At 70.7% G+C, this 21,081-nt stretch carries 21 protein-coding genes and 1 riboswitch; of the genes, 4 read left to right on the forward strand and 17 right to left on the reverse strand.

All coding sequences use genetic code 11. The annotated features are described in order from the left end of the window. Positions 1–75: 75 nt before the first annotated feature. From cmk to dop, 12 genes are all read right to left on the reverse strand, one after another. On the reverse strand, positions 76–768 hold the full coding sequence (gene cmk, locus ACZ6Z4_RS11520; RefSeq protein WP_465561643.1) for a (d)CMP kinase: 693 nt from the start codon (positions 766–768) through the stop codon (positions 76–78). A gap of 10 nt (positions 769–778) precedes the next feature. Next, a complete protein-coding gene (locus ACZ6Z4_RS11525) occupies positions 779–1,930 on the reverse strand; it encodes a prephenate dehydrogenase (RefSeq protein WP_465561645.1) in 1,152 nt (383 codons plus the stop codon). Beyond that, the gene (aroH, locus tag ACZ6Z4_RS11530) at positions 1,927–2,295 is read right to left on the reverse strand and encodes a chorismate mutase (RefSeq protein ID WP_363674000.1); all 369 of its coding nucleotides are present in this window, start codon (positions 2,293–2,295) and stop codon (positions 1,927–1,929) included. The genes ACZ6Z4_RS11525 and aroH overlap by 4 nt, the downstream gene beginning before the upstream one ends. Positions 2,296–2,424: 129 nt before the next feature. Beyond that, the gene (locus ACZ6Z4_RS11535; RefSeq protein WP_465561648.1) at positions 2,425–3,285 is read right to left on the reverse strand and encodes a bifunctional 5,10-methylenetetrahydrofolate dehydrogenase/5,10-methenyltetrahydrofolate cyclohydrolase; all 861 of its coding nucleotides are present in this window, start codon (positions 3,283–3,285) and stop codon (positions 2,425–2,427) included. 34 nt (positions 3,286–3,319) lie between these two features. After that, positions 3,320–3,409, reverse strand: a riboswitch (ZMP/ZTP riboswitch). A gap of 34 nt (positions 3,410–3,443) precedes the next feature. Next, positions 3,444–6,020: an ABC transporter permease gene (locus tag ACZ6Z4_RS11540; protein WP_465561650.1), complete on the reverse strand. Its 2,577-nt coding sequence runs from the start codon at positions 6,018–6,020 to the stop codon at positions 3,444–3,446. Then, positions 6,017–6,811, reverse strand: a complete 795-nt coding sequence (locus tag ACZ6Z4_RS11545) for an ABC transporter ATP-binding protein (protein ID WP_465561652.1) — start codon at positions 6,809–6,811, stop codon at positions 6,017–6,019. Before ACZ6Z4_RS11545 ends, ACZ6Z4_RS11540 begins: the two co-directional genes overlap by 4 nt. Before the next feature lie 134 nt (positions 6,812–6,945). Then, positions 6,946–7,590 (reverse strand): GNAT family N-acetyltransferase, encoded by a 645-nt coding sequence (locus ACZ6Z4_RS11550; protein WP_465561654.1) that lies wholly within the window; start codon positions 7,588–7,590, stop codon positions 6,946–6,948. 43 nt (positions 7,591–7,633) lie between these two features. Beyond that, entirely contained in the window at positions 7,634–8,248 is a 615-nt protein-coding gene (locus ACZ6Z4_RS11555; protein ID WP_465561656.1) for an NUDIX hydrolase, read from the reverse strand. After that, positions 8,245–9,081, reverse strand: a complete 837-nt coding sequence (gene prcA, locus ACZ6Z4_RS11560) for a proteasome subunit alpha (protein ID WP_465561658.1) — start codon at positions 9,079–9,081, stop codon at positions 8,245–8,247. Before prcA ends, ACZ6Z4_RS11555 begins: the two co-directional genes overlap by 4 nt. Before the next feature lie 195 nt (positions 9,082–9,276). Next, positions 9,277–10,116, reverse strand: a complete 840-nt coding sequence (prcB, locus tag ACZ6Z4_RS11565) for a proteasome subunit beta (protein ID WP_465561660.1) — start codon at positions 10,114–10,116, stop codon at positions 9,277–9,279. Between the two features lie 8 nt (positions 10,117–10,124). Continuing rightward, on the reverse strand, positions 10,125–10,334 hold the full coding sequence (locus tag ACZ6Z4_RS11570; protein ID WP_363673986.1) for a ubiquitin-like protein Pup: 210 nt from the start codon (positions 10,332–10,334) through the stop codon (positions 10,125–10,127). Between the two features lie 57 nt (positions 10,335–10,391). Then, positions 10,392–11,912, reverse strand: coding sequence for a depupylase/deamidase Dop (gene dop, locus ACZ6Z4_RS11575; RefSeq protein ID WP_465561663.1), 1,521 nt, complete (start codon positions 11,910–11,912; stop codon positions 10,392–10,394). Positions 11,913–11,975: 63 nt separating this feature from the next. Here dop and ACZ6Z4_RS11580 point away from each other — a divergent pair, with 63 nt between their 5' ends. From ACZ6Z4_RS11580 to ACZ6Z4_RS11590, 3 genes are read left to right on the forward strand one after another with little or no spacing between them, the layout of a single operon-like run. Further along, on the forward strand, positions 11,976–12,473 hold the full coding sequence (locus ACZ6Z4_RS11580) for an NUDIX hydrolase (RefSeq protein WP_465561665.1): 498 nt from the start codon (positions 11,976–11,978) through the stop codon (positions 12,471–12,473). A 35-nt stretch (positions 12,474–12,508) separates the two neighbouring features. Further along, on the forward strand, positions 12,509–13,132 hold the full coding sequence (locus ACZ6Z4_RS11585; protein WP_465561668.1) for an RNA polymerase sigma factor: 624 nt from the start codon (positions 12,509–12,511) through the stop codon (positions 13,130–13,132). After that, a complete protein-coding gene (locus ACZ6Z4_RS11590) occupies positions 13,129–13,965 on the forward strand; it encodes a hypothetical protein (RefSeq protein WP_465561670.1) in 837 nt (278 codons plus the stop codon). Before ACZ6Z4_RS11585 ends, ACZ6Z4_RS11590 begins: the two co-directional genes overlap by 4 nt. A 6-nt stretch (positions 13,966–13,971) precedes the next feature. On the opposite strand, the gene ACZ6Z4_RS11595 is transcribed toward ACZ6Z4_RS11590, so the two are convergent. The 5 genes from ACZ6Z4_RS11595 to ACZ6Z4_RS11615 form a co-directional block, all read right to left on the reverse strand. Further along, positions 13,972–14,322, reverse strand: coding sequence for a hypothetical protein (locus ACZ6Z4_RS11595; RefSeq protein WP_363673976.1), 351 nt, complete (start codon positions 14,320–14,322; stop codon positions 13,972–13,974). Positions 14,323–14,507: 185 nt separating this feature from the next. Then, on the reverse strand, positions 14,508–16,253 hold the full coding sequence (arc, locus tag ACZ6Z4_RS11600; RefSeq protein WP_465561674.1) for a proteasome ATPase: 1,746 nt from the start codon (positions 16,251–16,253) through the stop codon (positions 14,508–14,510). 154 nt (positions 16,254–16,407) lie between these two features. Next, positions 16,408–17,334, reverse strand: a complete 927-nt coding sequence (locus tag ACZ6Z4_RS11605; RefSeq protein WP_363673972.1) for a tRNA (adenine-N1)-methyltransferase — start codon at positions 17,332–17,334, stop codon at positions 16,408–16,410. 71 nt (positions 17,335–17,405) lie between these two features. Further along, on the reverse strand, positions 17,406–18,563 hold the full coding sequence (locus tag ACZ6Z4_RS11610) for a site-2 protease family protein (protein ID WP_465561676.1): 1,158 nt from the start codon (positions 18,561–18,563) through the stop codon (positions 17,406–17,408). A gap of 35 nt (positions 18,564–18,598) precedes the next feature. After that, positions 18,599–19,456, reverse strand: a complete 858-nt coding sequence (locus ACZ6Z4_RS11615; protein WP_465561678.1) for an intradiol ring-cleavage dioxygenase — start codon at positions 19,454–19,456, stop codon at positions 18,599–18,601. Positions 19,457–19,572: 116 nt separating this feature from the next. Here ACZ6Z4_RS11615 and ACZ6Z4_RS11620 point away from each other — a divergent pair, with 116 nt between their 5' ends. Continuing rightward, positions 19,573–20,460, forward strand: coding sequence for a RecB family exonuclease (locus ACZ6Z4_RS11620; RefSeq protein WP_465561680.1), 888 nt, complete (start codon positions 19,573–19,575; stop codon positions 20,458–20,460). Positions 20,461–21,081 lie beyond the last annotated feature (621 nt).

Consider the following 21,081-nt stretch of genomic DNA (forward strand, 5'->3'; position numbering starts at 1 on the left):
CGACCGGAGCGACGAGGGAAGGCCGGGAGTTCCAGCCCCATGACTCGCCGTGCCGGAGGCGCGGCATCGGTACTGTCATGACTCCCGCGGGTCGCGTGGCGGCGCGGCCTCGGCCTCCTTCGCGAGCCGGCTGATCACGTCGATGACCTCCTCCAGGGACAGGTGGGTGGAGTCGATCGTCACCGCGCCGTCCGAGGCGACCTCGAACTGCGAGACCGTGGCGTCGTCGGCGTCGCGGCGGACGATCTGGTCGCGCAGCTGCTCGGCGGTCAGCGCGCCCTCGGCCAGCTCGGCCTTGCGGCGGGCCATCCGGGCGTCCTGGTCGGCGGTCAGCAGCACCTTGAGCTCGGCGTCGGTGGCCACCACGGTGGCGATGTCGCGGCCCTCGACGACGATCCCGCCGCCCGGCTGGGCGTCGTCGATGATCGCGCGCTGGCGGCGGATCAGCTCGGCCCGGACGTCCAGGTTGGTGGCGATCCTGGAGACGTTCTCGCTGATCCGCGGGTCCCGGATCGCCTCGGTGACGTCGGTGCCGTCGGCGGTGAAGTGCGCCAGGCCGGGGTCGGTGCTGATCCCCAGGTCGACCGCGCGGGCCCGGTCGGCGACCGCGGCGGTGTCGGTCAGGTCGAGCCCGGCCTCCAGCGCGGACCAGGTCACCGCGCGGTACATCGCACCGGTGTCGAGGTACTTCAGCCCCAGTCTGGTGGCCACTCCGCGGGCCGTGCTCGATTTTCCGGAACCGCTCGGGCCGTCGACTGCGATGATCATGGCCCGAAGGTTACCGGTGCACGGACCAACCGCGCTCGGTCAGTACGTCGACCAGCTGGTCGACCGAGGCCGGTTTGACCGCCAGCTCGACCTCACCGACCGGGCGGCCCGGGCTGTGGTCGATCCGCAGGTCCTCGACGTTGGCGCCGGACGCGGCGGCGTCGGCGAACAGCCGGGCCAGCTGGCCCGGGCGGTCGGGGATCGTCACCAGGACGGGGACCAGCTCGATGTGCGGCGTGCCGTGCTTGCCGGGCACTCGGACCGCACCGGAGACACCACGCCGGAGTACGGCGGTCACCTCGTCGTCGGTCTTTTCCTTGCTCAGGGCAATCAACAGCCGGTCGAGCTCGTCGCGGATCTGCTCCAGCAGGCCGCTCAGCGCGGGCGAGTTGGCGGCCACGATCTGCGTCCACATCCCCGGGTCGCTCGCGGCGATCCGGGTGACGTCGCGAACCCCCTGACCGGACAGCTCCAGGTGCTCGGTCGGCGCGTCCACCAGCGTGCCCGCGGCGAGCGACGACATCAGCTGCGGCAGGTGCGAGACGCGGGCGACGGCGAGGTCGTGGTCCGGGACGGACAGCTCGACGGTTCGCGCGCCGCAGGCCTCGGCGAGCCGCCGGACCAGCTCGACGGCCGTCGGGTCGCTGGTCTCGTGCGGGGTGATCGCCCAGGTCGCGCCCTCGAACAGGTCGGCGCGGCCGGCCAGCGGGCCGTTGCGCTCCGAGCCCGCCATCGGGTGGCCGCCGACGTACCGGGCGAGGTCCTCGGGCTTGCTCAGCGCGCGGGCGTCCGCGAGCGGCTTGCCCTTGACGCTCGCGGCATCGGTGACGACGGCGTCGGTCTGCGCGAGTTGCTCGGCGATCACCGCACCGACGTGGTCCGGCGGTACGGCGACGACGACCAGCTGCGGCTCGAGCTGCACCAGCCGCGAGCCGGCGCCGATCCGCTCAGCCATCAGCGCGTTGTCCGGGTCGCCGTCGATCAGCTCGACGACGACACCGAGCCGGGCCAGCGCCAGGCCGATCGACGTACCGATCAGGCCGGTCCCGACGATCCGGACGGGGCCGCGAAGCGCGGTCGCCCCGGGCTCCGCAGGCGTCGGGGAGACTGCGGGCGACGCCCCGGCCGCTGCGGGCGTTGCCGGGGTCAGCGGGTCGGTCACTGGGCGCCCGTCAGATCGGGGCGCAGCGCGGTGGCGCCGTGCAGGTAGACGTGCTGGATCTTCTCCCGCGACCGCGGCGACTCGGTGTGCAGCATCATCCGGACCACCCGCGGCAGCGCGTGCGGGACCGCGATCTCCTGCATGCACATCAGCGGTACGTCGGTCAGCCCGATCTGCCGGCCGGCCACCGCGGGAAACTCCGAGCTCAGGTCCGGCGTGACGGTGAACAGGATGCTGATCAGGTCCTCCGAGGCCAGGTCGTTCGCCTCCAGCACCGCCCGGACCAGCTCCGCCGTCCGCTCGAGCAGGTGCTCCCGCTCGTCCGCGTCCAGCTGGGTGGCACCCCGGATCGCCCGTACCGCCACTGTCCTGCCTCCTCGATCAGCCCGTCCGCACCCGTTCGGCGCTGGACATCAGTCTCAACATTAGGTCAGACCGTTTGTTCCGTGCTCCGGTGTCTCGCCGTTCGTGCCCCCGAACGGCGAGAACCGGTCTCAGGCCTGCGCGGTCTGCGCCTCCGCCGCGTCCACCGTCTGCTCCAGCAGCAGCGCGATCGTCATCGGCCCGACGCCGCCCGGAACGGGCGTCAGCAGGCTCGCCACCGCGGCGGCCTCCTCGGCGTGCACGTCGCCGACGTTGCCTTCGTTGTACCCGGCATCGACCACGACCGCGCCCGGCTTCAGCCAGTCACCGCGGACGAAGTTCGGCCTGCCGACCGCGGCCACCACGACGTCGGCCTGACGGACCAGCTCGGGCAGGTTCGTGGTCCGCGAGTGCGTGTAGGTGACGGTCGCGTTCGATGCCAGCAGCAACATTCCGGCCGGCTTGCCGAGGATCGGGCTGCGGCCGATCACCACGGCGTGCGCACCGGCCAGCGGTACGTCGTACGCCTGCAGCAGCCGCAGGATCCCGCCGGGTGTGCAGGACCGGAAGCCCGGCTCCCCGAACGCCATCGCGGCGAACGAGTGCATGGTGACGCCGTCGACGTCCTTGGCCGGCGCGATCGCCTCGAACGCGGCCCGCTCGTCGATCTGGGCCGGCACCGGGTGCTGCAGCAGGACCCCGTGCACGGTCGGGTCGTCGGACAGCCTGGTCAGCTCGGCGACCAGCTCGTCGGTGGTGGTCGACGCGGGCAGCACGACGCTGACCGAGCCGATCCCGGCCTTCTTGCTGCGGTTCTGCTTCATCCGCACGTACGTCGCGGAGGCGGGGTCGTCCCCGACCAGCACGGTCGCGAGACACGGCTGCACCCCGGTCTCGTCCTGCAGCTTCTGGGCGCGGACCGCGGCCTGGGCCACCATGTCGGCGGCGAGGTCGGTCCCGATCATCGGACGGGCGGTGGTTTCTGAGGTCATGCGGCGCGCTCCTTCGGGCGTCGGCGAGTTTCTCGTCGGGTGCCCAGGCGCGCGGCTGCAGCCGGAAGTCCGGCGGGCCGTTCCCCGGTGGTGGCCCACCTGAACGCCAGTAGCGGCCCGTCGGCCAGTTTACCCGGCGTACGACGCCGGTCCTCTCGTCACTCGCGGATGCCGATCGCGTCCACCGGCCGATGGCGCAGCACCCGGCGGGTGGGCAGCATGATCGCGAGCAGGCCGAGCAGGACCACTCCACCCGCGGTGAGCGCGGTGGTGACCGGTGAGATCGCCGGGATCACCGACGCCCCCTCGCTCAGCCCGACCGTGACCCCGACCATCGGCGGCAGGCACAGCAGCGCGCTCACCACCAGTGCGACCCCGATCACCACGGCCGACTCGACCAGCATCATCCGGCGGACCTGCCGCTGGCCGAGGCCGACCAGGCGGAGCAGCGCGAACTCACGCCGCCGGGCCGTCGTACTCATCACCAGGCTGTTGGCGACGTTGATCGCGACGTAGCCGAAGAGCGCGGCGAGCAGGATCAGGTTCGTCCACCGGTTGAGGTCGAGGCCGGCCTGCTGTGCCTCCGCCATCGTCTGGCGGTCGGCGAGCACCACCCCGGCGTCACCCGCGAACTGCCTGGTCAAGGTGCCGGCCAAGGCGTTCGGGTCGACCCCGGCCTCGGCCCGGACCAGCACCGAGTCGTCCAGCCGCGTGGACAGGTGGTCGAGCAGTACGTCGCGCGGCAACGTCACGTCTCCGAAGCCCATGCCGTTGTGGTAGATCGCCACCACGACAGGTGTCAGCCGCGTACCGTCACCGAGGTACACCTCCACCTCGCGACCCAGACCGCTCCTGGTCTGCTGCGCGGCGGACTCACTGAGTGCGACCGTTCCCTGATCCGTCAGCCGGCCGAGGTCGCCTTCGCGAACGTCCAGGTCGAGCGTGCTCCCCAGATCCGTCGCCTCCACGCCCTGCGCCGCGAAACCCAGCACGGACTGCGTCGAGCCGTCACCGAGGTCGGTGTACCTGATCGTCGCCGGTCCCCTGGTCACCGCCGTGGCCGTCCGTACGCCGGCCGTCGCGCTGATCTCGTCGACCAGGCCGGGTGACAGGCCCGCGCCGGCACTGGCCACCACCAGATCGGCGACCACGCCCTGCTCCGCCTGGCGGCCGGCCTCCTTGACCTGCGCGGCGCCGACCGAGACCTGCACGATCATGATCGTGATCGCCAGCACCAGCGGTACGACGGCGCCGGCCACCCGGCGCGAGTTCTGGGTGAGGTTGGCCGCGGCCAGGTAGCCCGCCGCACCGCCGCCTCGTCGCAGCACCGGACCGGCGACGGTCAGCGCGCCCTGCACGATCCGCGGGCCGAGCAGCGCCACGGCGATCACCAGGATCAGCGACGAGGTCGCCGCGACGATCGTGCCGACCTCACCGGCGACGAACACCGGGACCGCGCACATCACCAGGCCGCCCGCCAGCAGGACGAGCCCGATCAGCGTCCGCACCGGACCGAGCCGCGGCGTCTCCACACTCGACTCCCCCAGCGCCTCGACCGGGCGGATCCTGACCGCTCTCCGCGCCGACATCCAGCCCGCCAGCCGGGCCGTCAGGACCGACAGCAGCACCGCGGCCACGACGGGGATCGGCAGCAGTGAGAGCCCGTAGTCGGCCGGGATCACCCCGATCCTGACGAACGCCGTCCGCAGCAACCACACGAGCCCGTAGCCGAGCACCGCGCCGGGCACCGACGCGGCCAGCGCGACGATCAGGATCTCGGCGCCGATCATCCGGTGCACCTGCCCGGGTGTGGCGGCGACCGCGCGGAGCAGCGCGAACTCGCGCCGTCGCTGCTGGATCGACAGCCCGAGCGTGCCGGCCACCACGAACATCGCGACGATCGCCGCGATGCCCCCGAACGAGCCCGCCACCGCCATCAGCAGCCCGGAGGCTGCCGACGAGTCCTTAAACTCCAGCTTGCCCTTGTCGTCGCCGGTGGCCGTGGTCACCGAGTCGCCCAGCCGCTGCTCGATCGCGTGCGCGAGGTCCCCCTGGTCGACGCCCGGTGCGGCCAGCACGCCCACGGCGTACAGCAGGCCGGGCCTGCCGGACAACTGCCTGGCCACGTCGTCGGTGAACAGGACGACCGGTTCACGGAACGAACCGCGCGGCGGATCGACGATGCCAGTGAGCCGGTACGACGCCGGTCGCGACCCCACCGCGATCTTGACCTGGTCGCCGATCGCGTAACCGCCGGCCGCCACCGCGTCCCGGTCGAGCGCGACGTCGGACCGGCCGGTGGGCAGCGCGCCGGCCCGCACGGACAAGGGGCCGAGGGCAACGGAACCGCGGCCGTGGCCGAACGGCGTACCGCCTTGCTCGCCGTGGACCAGCGCGCCGGACTTGCCGAGCAGGGTGAGGCGGAACGAGTAGTCCGGTACGGCGTGGGCGACGCCGGGGACCGCCGCGATCTCGGCCAGCCGGCTCGCCTCCAGCGGGACGTGGTCGCCGAAGTCGGCGTCCGGCGACTCGGCGACGGCGAGCCGCTGGTCGGCCGCGACGACGACCGACGCACCGGCGTACCGCTCGGGGCTGATCCCGGCGAGCAGACCGGACTGCAGCAGGAGTCCGCACGCGGACAACAGCGCGGCACCGCAGAACAGGGCGACGAAGGCACCGGCGAACCCGGTCCATCGGGACTTGACCGTGCTCCAGGCGAAGTCGAACACGGTCACCACTCCCCGAGGTGCGTCAGGTGCGCGGCGACGGTGTCGGCCGTCGGGTCGGTCAGCTCGCCGGCCAGCCTGCCGTCGGCCAGGAACACCACCCGGTCGGCCCACGACGCGGCGATCGGGTCGTGCGTCACCATCAGGATCGTCTGCCCGAGTGAGTCGACCAGCGACCGCATCAGCTGCAGGACCTGCTTGCCGGTCCGCGAGTCGAGCGCTCCGGTCGGCTCGTCGGCGAACACCGCCTCCGGCCGGGTGACCAGCGCCCGGGCGATCGCGACCCGCTGCTGCTGACCTCCGGACAGCTCGCTGGGCCGATGGGTGAGCCGGTCGGTCAGGCCGACCTCGCGCACGACCAGGGCCAGCCACGCCTCGTCCACCGGTACGCCGGAGAAGCGCAGCGGCAACGTGATGTTGTCGCGGACCGACAGCGACGGGATCAGGTTGTAGGCCTGGAAGACGAACCCGATCCGGGTCCGGCGCTGCACGGTCAGCTGCTTCTCGTCGAGCCGGGTCAGCTCGGTGTCGCCGAGCCAGACGGTGCCGGAGGTCGGCCGGTCGAGCCCGGCCGCGCAGTGCAGGAACGTGCTCTTGCCCGACCCCGACGGTCCCATCACCGCCGTGAAGCTCCCCCGCCGCAGGCCGAGCGAGACGCCGTCGAGGGCCTGCACCCGGGTCGTCCCGGTCTGGTAGGTCCTGGTCACCGAGTCCAGCGTGACCGCGTACGCCGGAGCGTCCGCGACCAGGACCGCGGCGCCGCCGGTCTGCTTGTCGCGCCCTCTGCGTGCCTTGAACATGTGACCAACCTTCCGAACCGTGCGAGACGTAGCAGGACGCCTCTCACGCTAGAAAGATCGGGCCTTCAGCACAGTCCAGCCAGAACCCGGCTTCGGGGTACAGCCAGCTCCACCATCGGGTCGTTCGGCGGCGATCAGCTCGGGTCGGCGAACCAGTCGCGGCACTCGTCGAGCCCGCTGATCTCCACCTTCGGCCGCTCGACGCCCAGCCAGTCCTCGCGCGTGAGCCGCAGCCGGTCGGAGACCACCGGCTCGCCGTGCAGCACGTCCCGCGAGATCCCGTCGGGCCGGTACCCGAGCTTCCGCGACACGCCCTGCGACCCGGCATTGTCCTCAAACACCTCGGTCCGCGCCGCCACCGCGTCCAGCCCTTCGAACGCGAGGTCCAGCAGACCGACCCGCGCCTCCGTGCCGTACCCGTGCCGCTGGTGCTCCAGCCCGAGCCACGACCACGTCTTCACCTCACGCAGTACGCCGTACTCGCTGCCCATCAGCCCGACCATCCCGAGCGGCGTCCCGTCGCGGAAGACGCCGAGCTCCAGCTCCCACTCGTCCTTCGTCCACGCTCCGAGGTGCGCCCAGTACTGCTGCATGACCCGCCGCGCCCGCTCGACCGGCTCGTCGGGCCACGCCGTCAGGAACGGGTGCTCCCCCGGCCGGCTGATCCCGCCGGCCGCGACCTCGGCGATCGCCGCCAGTTCCTCGTCGGTCGGTGGCCGCAGCACCAGCCGCTCGGTGGTCAGCCGGAGGTTCCGCAGGGGCCAGTACGTCGTCAGCACGCTCGTCATCCTCGGGGCGAGGCGCCGCGCAGGCAAGCGGATTTCAGAGCAGGCCGGCGTGGTCCAGCGCCCGGTACGCCGCGTCGACCCCGGTCATCGCGCCGGGCGTCCGCAGCTCCTGCCGCAACTCGTCGACGGTCAGCTCGATCGGGACGATGTCCTCGAACTCGTCCAGGTCCTGCTGCTCGGTGCGGACGCAGTCGCGCGCGATCGCGACGTACTTGGGGTACGTCGAGGAGGCGGCGGACCAGATCCAGCCGGCCACCTCGATCGAGCCGCAGGTGTAGCCGGTCTCCTCGGCGAGCTCCCGCCGGCCGGCGTCGGCCGGGTCCTCCCCCGGGTCGATCAGGCCGCCGGGGAGGTTGGTCACGACCTGGTCGGGGCCGGCCCGGAACAGCCGGATCGCGACGACCCGGCCCTCCGGGGTGAGCGGGAGCACGGTGATCCCGCCGGCGACGCCCGCGGTCTGCCGGGGGCCGAAGACGTCCCAGTCGGCTTCGCGCCCGTTCGGCAGCCGGTATCGCCGGGAGTTCACGGTGAGGAAGCCGTCGTACACGGTCTTCTCGCTCAGCAGCTCCCAGGGCTTCGGGTCGGCTGAACGAGAGGTGCCGCCCGCTCCCTGACCGGGAGTGGGCGGCACCTGCGGTTCGTCGGTCACTTGGTGTCTTCCGGCTCCTCCGGCGGGGCGACCGGCGCGTCGTCGTCCTCGGACGCCGTCGCGTCGCTCTCGTAGGACCCGCCGTTCACCGTGTCGTCGGTGTGCGGAGCGGGCTCCGACGGCGCCGTGTCCGGCCGCGACTCGGACAGGATCCGGGCCAGCGTCTCCTCCGAGATCCGCTTGAACTTGCGGACCTGCGTACGGGTCCGGTCGAGAATGGCGACCTCGATCTGGTCCGGCTCCAGCTGGCGGACCTCGCTGGAGTCGTGCCCGAGCGCGTCCACGGCCAGCCGCAGCGCGCCGGCCAGCGAGATGCCCTCGGAGTAGTGCTCACCGACGTACTCCGCGACCTGCTCGGCCGGGCCACCCATCACCGCGTAGCCGCGGACGTCGGCGATCGAGCCGTCGTAGGTGAGCCGGTAGATCTGGTCCTCGGCGGTGCTGTTGCCGACCTCGGCGACCAGGATCTCCACCTCGAGCGGCTTCTCACCACCGGAGGAGAAGATCGCGCCGAGGGTCTGCGCGTACGCGTTGGCCAGCGCACGGCCGGTGACGTCGCGGCGGTCGTAGGAGTACCCGCGCATGTCGGCCAGGCGCACGCCGGCGATCCGCAGGTTCTCGAACTCGTTGTACCGCCCGACGGCCGCGAAGGCCATCCGGTCGTAGATCTCGGCCACCTTGTGCAGGGCGGGCGACCGGTTCTCGGCCACGAACAGGATGCCGTCGGCGTACTGCAGCGCGATCGCGCTGCGGCCCTTGGCGATGCCCTTGCGGGCGAAGTCCGCCCGGTCCCGCATCAGCTGCTCGGGTGAGACGTAGAACGGAGTGCTCATTCGTGTTCCTCTACTCGCTCGTCGTGGGGGTGTCTGGTGATTCCGCGCCGTAGCGAGCAGGTGCCCGGTGCGGTAGCTCGCCGTGCGGGAGACGAGCGTGGCGATGCGAAGCATCGTGAGCTTGGCTCCCGCACGGCGAGATGCCGTGCCGGGTGCCGCGCAGTAGGCGGGGAATCACCAGACACCCCCATAGGCTCAGGACAGCGGAGCGGCGGGGCCGTCGGGACGCTGCAGCCGGGCACCGACCACGGTGTCGACGATCTCGCCGACCTCGTTCTCGGGCAGCCGCTGGTAGCCGTCGGCCGTGACCACGCCGATCACCGGGAAGATCCGCCGGGCCATGTCCGGGCCACCGGTCGCCGAGTCGTCGTCGGCCGCGTCGTACAGCGCCTGGATGGTCGCCGTCACGCACTCGGTCGCGGTCATCCCGTCGCGGTAGAGCTTCTTCAGCGAGCCGCGGGCGAACAGCGAGCCGGAGCCGACGCTGTGGAAGGCCTGCTCCTCGTACCGGCCACCGGTCGGGTCGTAGGAGAAGATCCGGCCACCGGAGATGTCGTGGTCGTAGCCCGCGAACAGCGGGACCACGGCCAGGCCCTGCATCGCCATCGCCAGGTTGCCCCGGATCAGCGCGCTCAGCCGGTTCGCCTTGCCGTCGAGCGACAGCGTGGTGCCCTCGAGCTTCTCGTAGTGCTCCAGCTCGACCTGGAACAGCCGCACCATCTCGATCGCGAGACCGGCCGAGCCGGCGATCCCCACGCACGAGTACTCGTCGGCCGGGAACACCTTCTCGATGTCACGCTGGGCGATGATGTTGCCCATCGTGGCGCGCCGGTCGCCGGCCATCACGACACCACCGTCGAAGGTGGCCGCGACGATCGTCGTACCGTGCGGGACGTCTTTGGACAGGTCACCTGTCCCCAGGGACCGCCGGCCAGGGAGCAGGTCGGGCGCGTGCCCGGCCAGGAAGTCCATGAACGACGAGCCACCTGGGGTCAGGAAGGCTTCCGGCAACCGGCCGGAGGCATCGAATGTCATCTAGCGGTTCACTCCCCACCCTTTTGCACGAAGCCGCGGACGAACTCCTCCGCGTTCTCCTCGAGCACCTCGTCGATCTCGTCGAGGATCGAGTCGACGTCCTCGTCGAGCCGTTCCTTGCGCTCGGCGACGTCCTCCGACGCCTCGACCTGCTCGACCTCTTCCTCGCTGGTCGAACGCTTGGGCTGCTTGTGCTGCTGCCCACCGTCTTTCGCCATCGCACACCTCCTAGAACCGCGGCGGAGAGCCGCCCAACCGACTCTCCTACTGCGACCCTACCCGCCCGCACCCCCAGTAATGGTGCGAACCAGGTCACTGGCGGTGTCGCATTGGTCAAGAAGCGCTCCGACGTGCGCTTTCGTGCCCCGCAGCGGATCGAGAGTAGGGATTCTCTGCAACGATTCCTTGCCCGGGAGATCGAAGATCACCGAGTCCCAGGAGGCGGCCGCGACCTGCCCGGCGTACTGCTGCATGCAGCGGCCGCGGAAGTAGGCGCGGGTGTCGGTCGGCGGGTGCGAGACCGCCATCCGGATCTCCTCGTCGGTGACGAGCCGCTGCATCCGGCCGGCCTTGACGAGCTTGAAGTACAGCCCCTTGTCCGGGCGCAGGTCGGCGTACTGGAGATCGACCAGGGCCAGCTTGGAGTCGTCCCAGGCCAGGTCGTCGCGGTCACGGTAGGACTGCAGCAGCTTCAGCTTGGCGACCCAGTCGAGCTGGTCGGCCAGCCGCATCGGGTCGATCGCGAGCTGGTCCAGGACCTGCTCCCAGCGGTGCAGCACGTCCTTGGTCTGCCGGTCCGCGTCGTCGCCGTACTTGTCCTCGACGTACTTGCGGGCCTGCTCGAGGTACTCCGTCTGGAGCTGGACGGCGGTCAGCTTGCGGCCGTCCTTGAGCGTCATCAGGTGCGTGCAGGAGGGGTCGTGGCTGATCTCGTGCAGCGCGGTGACCGGCCGGTCGACGCTCAGGTCGTCGGTCAGCCAGCCGTCCTCGATCATCGACAGCACCAGCGACGTCGTCCCGACCTTCAGGTACGTCGAGATCTCGGACAGGTTCGCGTCGCCGATGATCACGTGCAGCCGCCGGTACCGGTCCGGGTTGGCGTGCGGCTCGTCGCGGGTGTTGATGATCGGGCGCTTCAGCGTCGTCTCCAGGCCGACCTCGACCTCGAAGTAGTCGGCGCGCTGGCTGATCTGGAAGCCGTGCCCGGCGCCGTCCTGGCCGATCCCGACCCGGCCGGCGCCGGTGACCACCTGACGGCTCACGAAGAACGGCGTCAGGTGCCGCACGATCGACGCGAACGGCGTCGAGCGGCGCATCAGGTAGTTCTCGTGCGACCCGTACGACGCGCCCTTGTTGTCGGTGTTGTTCTTGTACAGGTTCAACTGCGGCGCGCCCGGGATCTGGCGGGCCTGCCGGGCGCCCTCCATGATCACCAGCTCGCCGGCCTTGTCCCAGACCACGACGTCGCGCGGGTTCGTGCACTCCGGCGCGGAGTACTCCGGGTGCGCGTGGTCGACGTACAGCCGGGCGCCGTTGGTGAGGATGACGTTGGCCAGGCCGGTCTCCTCGTCGGTGAGCTGGCTGGAGTCGGCCACCTCCCGGCTCAGGTCGAAGCCGCGCGCGTCCCGCAGCGGGTGCTCCTCGTCGAAGTCCCACCGGGTCTTGCGCGCCAGCGGCTGCGTCTGGGCGTAGCCGTTCACCACCTGGCTCGAGGTCAGCATCGGGTTCGCCCCGGGCTGGCCGGGCACCGAGATCCCGAACTCGGTCTCGGTCCCCATGATCCGCCGCACACTCATGTCCACGAGCCTACGCGGTCCGGCCGACCAAAGCGGCGCTCCGAGCCGTGTGAGACTGCGGGGATGGACGAACTCGTTGCCCTGGTGGACGCCCACGGCGTGGTCTGCGGTTCCGCTCCGCGGTCGGTGATGCGCCGCGACAACCTGCGGCACTCCGCGACCGGCGTACTGGTCCGGAACGCCGCCGGAGACGTCTACGTGCACCGCCGGACGCCGACCAAGGACGTCTACCCGGCCCGCTACGACTTCATGGCCGGCGGCGTCGTCGCGGCCGGTGAGGACCCGTACGACGCCGTACGGCGCGAGCTGGCCGAGGAGCTCGGCATCAGCGGCGTGAAGCTCGAGAAGCTGCCCGAGGGCGACTACACCGACGAGTTCACCAACTACCACGCGTACCTGTACGCGTGCCGCTGGGACGGCCCGGTCGAGCACCAGCCGGAGGAGGTCGACTGGGGTGCCTGGATGCCGCTGCCGGAGCTGATCGCCCGGCTGGACGACCCGGAGTGGCCGTTCGTCCCGGACACCACCGCACTGCTCGGCGGCTACCTGCGCACGCTGTAGGCAACCTTTTCCCGGCCGGGCGGTCACTACCCGGTGTGAACATCATCCTGACCGACGAGACGGAGTACTCGATGGCGGCCGGGCCACCTGGCGACAGCGCGCTCTGGGACCGCCTGCGCGACGGCGACCGCGAGGCGCTCGGCCTGCTCTTCGACCGGTACGCCGACGACGTGCACGCGTTCGCCTTCCGGCGGACAGCATCGTGGGCGGCGGCCGAGGACGTGGTGCAGACGACGTTCCTCAGCACCTGGCGGCGCTTCGAGCGGAACCCACCGAGCCCGCTGACCGCGCCGTCGGCGCGCGGCTGGCTGCTGGTCGTCGCGGCGAACGAGTGCCGAACGCTGCATCGCGCGACCCGGCGGCTGCGCGGCCTGGTCGAGCGACTGCCGGCGCCGTACGACCAACCCGACCACGCGGCCGCTGTGGCCCAGCGGCTCGACGACGAGCGCCGGATGTCCGCCGTACGGCGTGCGCTCGCCAAGCTCCCCCGGCACGAGCAGGAAACGCTCGAGCTCGTCGTCTGGGCCGGCCTGACCATCGCGGAGACCGCTGCCGCCCTCGGAGTCCCCGAAGGCACCGTCAAGGCCCGCCTGCACCGCACCCGCCGCCGCTTCCCCGACCTGCTGTCGCGGGTCGCGCTGACCGAGGAGCTCTCGTGAACACCCAGCTCGAACCACCCCGCGTCCCCCCGCTCGCTCCCGAGCGCAGAGCCCAGCTGCGCGCCCGTGTGCTCGACCAGACCGAGCGCAGCGCCACACCGTCCCGGCGCCGCTGGGTGGCCCCGGCAATCGCCGTCGCAGCCGTCAGCGCTGTTGTGGTCGGCAGCGTTGCCGTTTCCAACCGGCCTGACGAAGTGAACCCCGCTCCACAGGTCGCGGCCTCTCCTCCACCGAAGGTCGACAAGACCAAGATCGTGCCGGAGGTCGACCTGGGCCCAGTGAGCGCTGCTGAGGCCGCACAGGCCGCCAACGCGTGCAAGCTCCCCGGCACCCAGCAGGTCGACCCGCTGTGGGCCCGCCGGGTAGCGATCCCCGGGTCCACCAAGACCGGCGTCGTGGTGCTGACCAAGAGCACCCCCGGCCAGCCCGGCAACACCTACAGCCAAGGCATCACCAGCTGCTTCGCCGCCGGTGCCGGCGCCAGCGTCCGCGACACGACGTGGAAGCGGCAGCTGTCAGCGAGCAAGCCCGCGGTCGTGCTGAGCGGCATGGGCGGCGTGGGCGCCGCCGGCGACAAGAAGTCGGCGTACGCGAGCTACGAGAGCCTGCTCCGGGTGCACCCGCGGATCGTCCGGATCGAGTCCCGCTACGTCTGGGCCAAGGGCCAGGGCAAATGGACCCAGGGCGCGGTCGCAGGCGGCTTCGCGTACACGCACAGCACGGCCGTCATCCCGCCCGGCCAGTACGACCCCACACCGGACGGCAGCAGCGACCTCGACCAGCAGTTCAGGGCGTACGACGCGAACGGCCGGCTCGTGCCGCTCAACCTCTAGTACAGCTCAACGGTTGGTGAAGCGGGCGGCGGCCCGGGCGAGGTTGATGCCGACCAGGCCGCCCCAGCAGATCACCATCGCGAAGGTGCCCTCGAGGTTGGCGGCGATCGCGGTGATCGGGATGCCGGCGACGACGGAGACGATGGCCAGCGCGAGGCCGCCGCCGTCGGTGTCCTTCTTCCCGTCCGGCGGCAGCGGCGCCGGCAGCGGATGGCCCTGCTGCCCGTACCGCGCGGCGGCGCGCTGGTCGAGCCGCTCCAGGAACCCGTCGATGATCTCGGGTTCGTACTCCGCCCCCAGGTCCTGCCGCGCCGCCACCGCCGCGCGCAGGTCCTTCCGCACCTCGTCCGTCGCCATGCGACGACCGTACGGCGGCCGCGCGGGCGCCGGAATCGGGGGAAACCCCGGCCGGACCCTGCGGGAGTTCAGGGACACCGGTGGTGCCAGGCCCCTTGCGTACGCCGTACGGGACTGCTGCTCACGCCGGACACGGAACCGCCCCGGAACCCTTCCAGGTCCCGGGGCGGTTCTTCGCCTTCGTCCTACAGGTACTGACCGGTGTTGGTCGCCGTGTCGATCGACCGGCCCGGCTCGGTGCCCTGCTTGCCGGAGATGAGCGTACGGATGTAGACGATCCGCTCGCCCTTCTTGCCGGAGATCCGGGCCCAGTCGTCCGGGTTGGTGGTGTTCGGCAGGTCCTCGTTCTCCTTGAACTCGTCGACGCAGGCCTGCAGCAGGTGCTGCACCCGCAGGCCCTTCTGCTTGTCGTCGAGGAACGCCTTGATGGCCATCTTCTTGGCCCGGTCGACGATGTTCTGGATCATCGCGCCGGAGTTGAAGTCCTTGAAGTACAGGACCTCCTTGTCACCGTTGGCGTAGGTGACCTCGAGGAACCGGTTCTCGTCGGCCTCGGTGTACATCCGCTCGACGGTGCGCTGGATCATCCCGTTCACGCACTCGACCTTGTCGCCGCCGAACTCGCTCAGGTCGTCGGCGTGCAGCGGCAGCGTCGTGGTCAGGTACTTGGAGAAGATGTCGCGGGCCGACTCGGCGTCCGGCCGCTCGATCTTGATCTTCACGTCCAGCCGGCCGGGCCGCAGGATCGCCGGGTCGATCATGTCCTCACGGTTCGAGGCACCGATCACCAGCACGTTCTCCAGGCCCTCGACACCGTCGATCTCGCTCAGCAGCTGCGGGACGATGGTGTTCTCGACGTCGGAGGACACCCCGGACCCACGGGTCCGGAACAGCGAGTCCATCTCGTCGAAGAACACGATCACCGGCATGCCCTCGGAGGCCTTCTCCCGGGCCCGCTGGAAGACCAGGCGGATGTGCCGCTCGGTCTCGCCGACGTACTTGTTGAGCAGCTCGGGGCCCTTGATGTTCAGGAAGAACGACTTCTGCTCGGCGACGCCGGTGCGCTCGGCGACCTTCTTGGCCAGCGAGTTCGCGACCGCCTTCGCGATCAGCGTCTTGCCGCAGCCGGGCGGGCCGTAGAGCAGCACACCCTTCGGCGGCTTGAGCTCGTGCTCCAGGAACAGGTCCTTGTGCAGGTACGGCAGCTCGACCGCGTCCCGGATCTGCTCGATCTGGCCGGACAGGCCACCGATCTGGGTGTAGTCGATGTCCGGGACCTCTTCGAGCACCAGCTCCTCGACCTCGGACTTCGGGATCTTCTCGTAGACGTAGCCGGAGCGGGGCTCCAGCAGCAGCGAGTCGCCGGTCCGCAACGCGGTGTCCAGCAGCGGCGAGGCGAGCCGGACGACCCGTTCCTCGTCGGCCTGCGCGATCACCAGCGCCCGCTCGCCGTCGGCCAGCAGCTCCTTCAGCATCACCACGTCGCCGACGACCTCGAAGTCGCAGGCCTCGACCACGTTCAGCGCCTCGTTCAGCATCAGTTCCTGGCCGAGCTTCAGCGCGTCCAGGTCAACCGACGGGCTCGCCGCGACCCGGAGCTTGCGGCCTCCGGTGAACACGTCCAGCGTGTCGTCGTCGTTGCGGCCGAGGAAGGTCCCGAAACCGGACGGCGGTTGCGCCAGCCGGTCGACCTCCTCCTTCAGGGCGATGATCTTCTCTCGGGCCTCGCGCAGCGTGTCGGCCAACCGCTCGTTCTGCGCGGTCACGCTCGCCAAGGACGCCTGGGTTTCGGACAGCCTGCTCTCGAGCGACCGGCTGTCAGCCGGGTGCTCCAGCAACCGACGCCGCAACGCTGCGACCTCGGCCTCCAGGTACCGGACCTGGTTACGCAGCTCTGCCGCGGTAGGACTCTCGTCTCCAGCCACGATCATCACCTCACCATGTGGGGCTCGACCCTATGGACCTTACCCAGAAAACCTCGCCGGGCAAGCCGAATCCCATCACGTGTCGGTTGCGGATGAAACCGTTGCCTGGTCGAGCCTGTTGCGCCTTAATACAGCACGGCGCGGACAGAATGGCGCGACGTCAGGGCGTGTCCTGCACGGAATCGGAACGACGGGGTCCGGAATAGTCGTCGCCGTACGCGCCCGGCGCCGGGCGGCGCTTCTTGAGTGGCGCTTTCACGCCAGGGGCCATCCGGCGCGCGGTGACCAGGAACGCGGTGTGCCCCTGCATCCGGTGACCGGGCCGAACGGCCAGTCCTTCGACGTGCCAGTCACGCACCAGCGACTCCCAGGCCCGCGGCTCGGTGAACTCGCCGTGGGCGCGCAGCGTCTCCACGAATCGGCTCAGCTGGGTCGTGGTGGCCACGTAAGCGCAGAACACCCCGCCCGGGGCCAAGGCAGCCGCGACGACGTCGACGCACTCCCAGGGGGCCAGCATGTCCAGTACGACGCGGTCCACGTCGGTCTCGTCGAGCTTCTCGACCAGGTCGCCGACCTCGAGCCGCCAGGCCGGGTGCTCGGCGCCGAAGAAGCCGGTCACGTTCTTGCGGGCCACCTCGGCGAAGTCCTCGCGGCGCTCGAACGAGATCAGCTCGCCGTGCACCCCGACCGCGCGCAGCAGCGCGGTGGTCAGCGCGCCCGACCCGGCGCCGGCCTCGACCACCTTCGCGCCCGGGAAGATGTCGGCCATCGTCACGATCTGCGCGGTGTCCTTGGGGTAGATCACCTGCGCGCCGCGCGGCATCGACACCGAGTAGTCGGCCATCAGCGGCCGCAGCGCCAGGTACTCCACGCCGCCCTTGGAGCGGATCGTGACCGCGTCCGGGCCGTCGATCAGCGCGTCGTGCTCGATCCCGCCCTTGGTGGTGTGGAACGTCTTGCCGCGCTCCAGGAAGACCGAGTGCCGGCGGCCCTTGGAGTCGGACAACGTGATCCACTCCCCCGGCTGCAACGGCCCATGATGAACCCCGGAAAACGCCGCATCAGGAAAATCGCGCAGATCAGACATAAGGCGCACACCTTACTTCGGCGGTGCAGCCGGTCTCGAATCCCGGGGGTTGCTGCCCGTACGCCGTACGGTCAGCGGCCGCGGAACGCGCGCTCGACGTCGGCCGTGGCCAGGACGCCGTACACCTGGCCCTGGGTGTCGAGCACGAGGTACTCCGAGGCCGGGTTCTTGCGCAGCGTCGCGAGGATCTCCTCGCCGGTGTCGTTGACGCCGATGATGTGGCCCGCGCCGATCCGGGTCGCGACCTCGCCGATCGTGGTCCACGGGCGCTGGTTCGGCGCGACCGCGGTGACCGCGGCCTCCTGGACCAGCGCGTGCGGCTTGCCGTCGCCGTCGATCACGACGACCGCCCCGGCCTGGCCCTGCGCGGCCAGCCGGACCGCCTCCGAGATCGGCGTACTGGCATGGACCGCGATCGCGCGCCGGGCCAGCGAGCGGACCTGCAGCGCCGGCAGCTTCTGCTTCAGCCGGGCCTGCATCAGCGACGCCGTCGAGCCCATCCACAGGAAGAAGCCGACCGCCAGCGCGATCACGAAGTCGATCAGGGTCGGATTCCGGTCGAAGACCTCTTCGAGGATCACCGGAGCGGCCAGCACCAGGATCGCGATCACCCGGCCCGCCCACGCGGCCACGATGGTGCCGGTGTGCATGTTCCCGGTCGCCTTCCAGACCGCGGCCCGGACCACCCAGCCGCCGTCCAGCGGCAGACCGGGCAGCAGGTTCGTGACGCCGACGATCAGGTTCGCGACCGCGAGCTGCATGACCACGGCGTACGCGACGCCCTCGTCGAGCGCCCGCGAGCCGGCGTACGCGGCACCGCCGACCAGCAGCGACGCGATCGGGCCGACGACGGAGATCGCGAACTCCTCCAGCGGCGACTTGCGCTCCCCCTCGATGTGGGTGCCGGCCGCGAAGAAGCCCAGGTTGATCTCGGTGACCGAGATCTTGAACCGCAGCGCCATCAGCGCGTGCGCCAGCTCGTGCAGCAGCACCGATAGCGTGAACGCGACCACGAACGCGAACGACGCGAAGTAGCGCCAGCCGCCGGACAGGTACGGGAACTGCTGCGCGATGATCGCCGAGAAACCCAGCGCCAGCAGGATCGCCACCGGCAGCCAGGTGAACCGCATCGTCAGCTGGATCCCGCGGACACGACCGAGCACCCAGGTACCGGGCGGCGGCGCACCGGCCGGCTGGGCGGGGTTCTGAGGTTCACGCGGCTCTGACATCGAGGTAAACCTACTGGGCCACCGGTAACTCCGCGCTACACACCCACGGTGAGCCGTGCCCGGTAGCCGCTCTGCACGCTCCCGGTGACCGTCGCGAGCTGCTTCGTCGCGCCGTCGTCGCGGAACACGTTGTCGCTGTCGAGCGAGGTCTGGGACATGTTGCGCGCGCTGCCGTCGTACCCGCTGGAGGCGTAGACGGCGTCGCAGACGTCCTCCGGGAGGGCGAGCTGGGAGGTCGCGGAGATCTTGCCGGCGGCGGTGGCTTCGCCGAGCGACGCGTAGACCTCGAAGTGGATGTGCGGCCAGCGGCCCTGGTACGCCGCCGGGAAGATCGTGGTGAAGGTGACCTTGCCGGACGCGTCGGCGGCCTGGACGCCGCGCAGGTAGTTCTCGTTCTCGGCACCCTCGGAGTAGAGCGAGTAGCGGCCCTGGGCGTCGCAGTGCCAGAGGTAGACGGCGGCGCCCTGCAGTGCGGCGCACTTGTCGGCGTCCTGGATGGTGAGCTCGACGGTGAGCGGTACGCCGGTCGCGGTGCCTGATGCTGCGCCGAAGGACTTGGTGAGATCGCTGCGGACGATGCCGGACTCGGTGAGGACGTTCGGGCCGTTGGAGCCGTCACCGGGGTAGGGGCCGGCGGTTTCTGCGGGGATCTCTTCGACGCAGTCGGCGGTGGTGGTGCTCGGGGTGGTGCTCGGGCTGGTGCTCGGGCTTGTGCCGGTGGTCGTGCTCGGGGTCGTCGCGGTGCTTCCGCCGGCGTTCGGCGCACCGGCCGGGCTGTCGTCCGTCGCGCACCCGGCGACGACGGCCAGCCCGCCCGCGGCCAGGAGCCGCAGCACGTTGCGCCGGCGCAGAACCCCCAGGTCGTGGACCAGTCCCAGGTCGTGCTCGTGCATCTCGGTCTCCTTCGTCTCGTGGGACCAGAGTGCCGAGCGAACCCGATGGTTCACCGAAAGTCCGCTGGGAGCTTCCTGTGAACCGCCCTGTCGGTGCCAACACCTACTGTTTTCCCATGAGCGTCGCAGCCCCCGCGCACAGCGGCAGCCACCCGAACGGTGCGCTGTCCCCCTCCCGCGCGGCCGACTTCATGAGCTGCCCGCTCAAGTACCGCTTCCGCGTCGTCGACCGCCTCCCCGAGAAGCCGTCCTCGGCGGCAGTCCGCGGCACCGTCGTGCACGCCGTACTGGAGCGTCTCTACGACCTCCCCAGAGGCCAACGCACCCTCGAACAAGCCGCCCAGCTCCTCGAACCCCAGTGGCGACGCATCCTCGAAGCCGAACCCGAGGTCGCCGAACTCTTCGCCGACGACACCGACGGCGAGCAGCTCGCGCAGTGGCTGGCCGAAGCCCACAAACTCCTCGGCAAGTACTTCACCCTCGAAGACCCCAACGCCCTCGAACCCGCCGAACGCGAGCTCTACGTCGAAACCGAACTGGCCTCCGGCCTCACCCTCCGCGGCTACGTGGACCGCCTCGACGTAGCCCCCACCGGCGAAATCCGCGTGGTCGACTACAAAACCGGCCGCTCCCCCTCGGAGTTCTTCGAAGCCAAAGCCCTCTTCCAGATGAAGTTCTACGCGTTGGTCCTGTGGCGCCTCCGAGGCGTCGTCCCGACCATGCTCCAACTCGTCTACCTCGGCAACGGCGAAATCATCCGCTACCAACCCGACGAAGCCGACCTGCTGGCCTGCGAACGCAAAGTCACCGCCCTCTGGACAGCCATCACCACAGCCCTCGACTCCGGCGACTGGCGCCCCAGCCCCGGCCCCCTCTGCGCCTGGTGCGACCACAAACCCCTCTGCCCGGCCTGGGGCGGCACCCCACCACCCCTCCCCACCCGCTCAGTCGAAGAGGTCGCCGAAACCTCCGCCGCCGTAGACCTCGTCGGCATAGACGGCTAACCCGGCCGTCGGCTTTCACCCCCACCCGGTCGAGGGCTGATCTCGGCCAGCCCACCCGCCCCGGCTACGTCGGCAGCCCGATCTGGGTGCTCGGCCTTGGTTCTCGCCCGCATTCGAGGGGCGACCTCCACCACTGACCAACCCCCGCCACCGCCGGCATCCGCGCCGTCTCCACGCCTGGGCACGACCCGCGCGATGTGCTTGATCAGTAGTGCATGTCGGCCCGCGCCCCAACCGGCACCTGAAGCGCGGCAGGTGGGTGGGCCTGCTCGCGCGGCGCAGGTCCGCCTCGTCGAGGCTTCGTGTCCCCCGCAACCAGGCCGCGCTGACCTGATTGAGTCAGGTGCGGACCTCCACCACTCACTAACCCCGCTCGCGGCTGGCTTCCGCGCCATCCCCACGCCTGGGCACAACCTCAGCGAAGTCGTTGGACAGTGGTGCACGTCCGCTCCCCACCGCTCGACGTGATCTGAGCTGCCCGACTCGTGCGGTGAGGCCGCCACCGGCACGCTGATGACGCCGGTCGACATGCTCCGCGGCCGCGGCGCCTCAGCCGCAGCATCTTCAGCCGGTTGACGCCGGCGGGCGCCCGAGCACCACCACCCCACGCACCCCCGAAAA

Source organism: Kribbella sp. NPDC104740, from assembly GCF_055583505.1.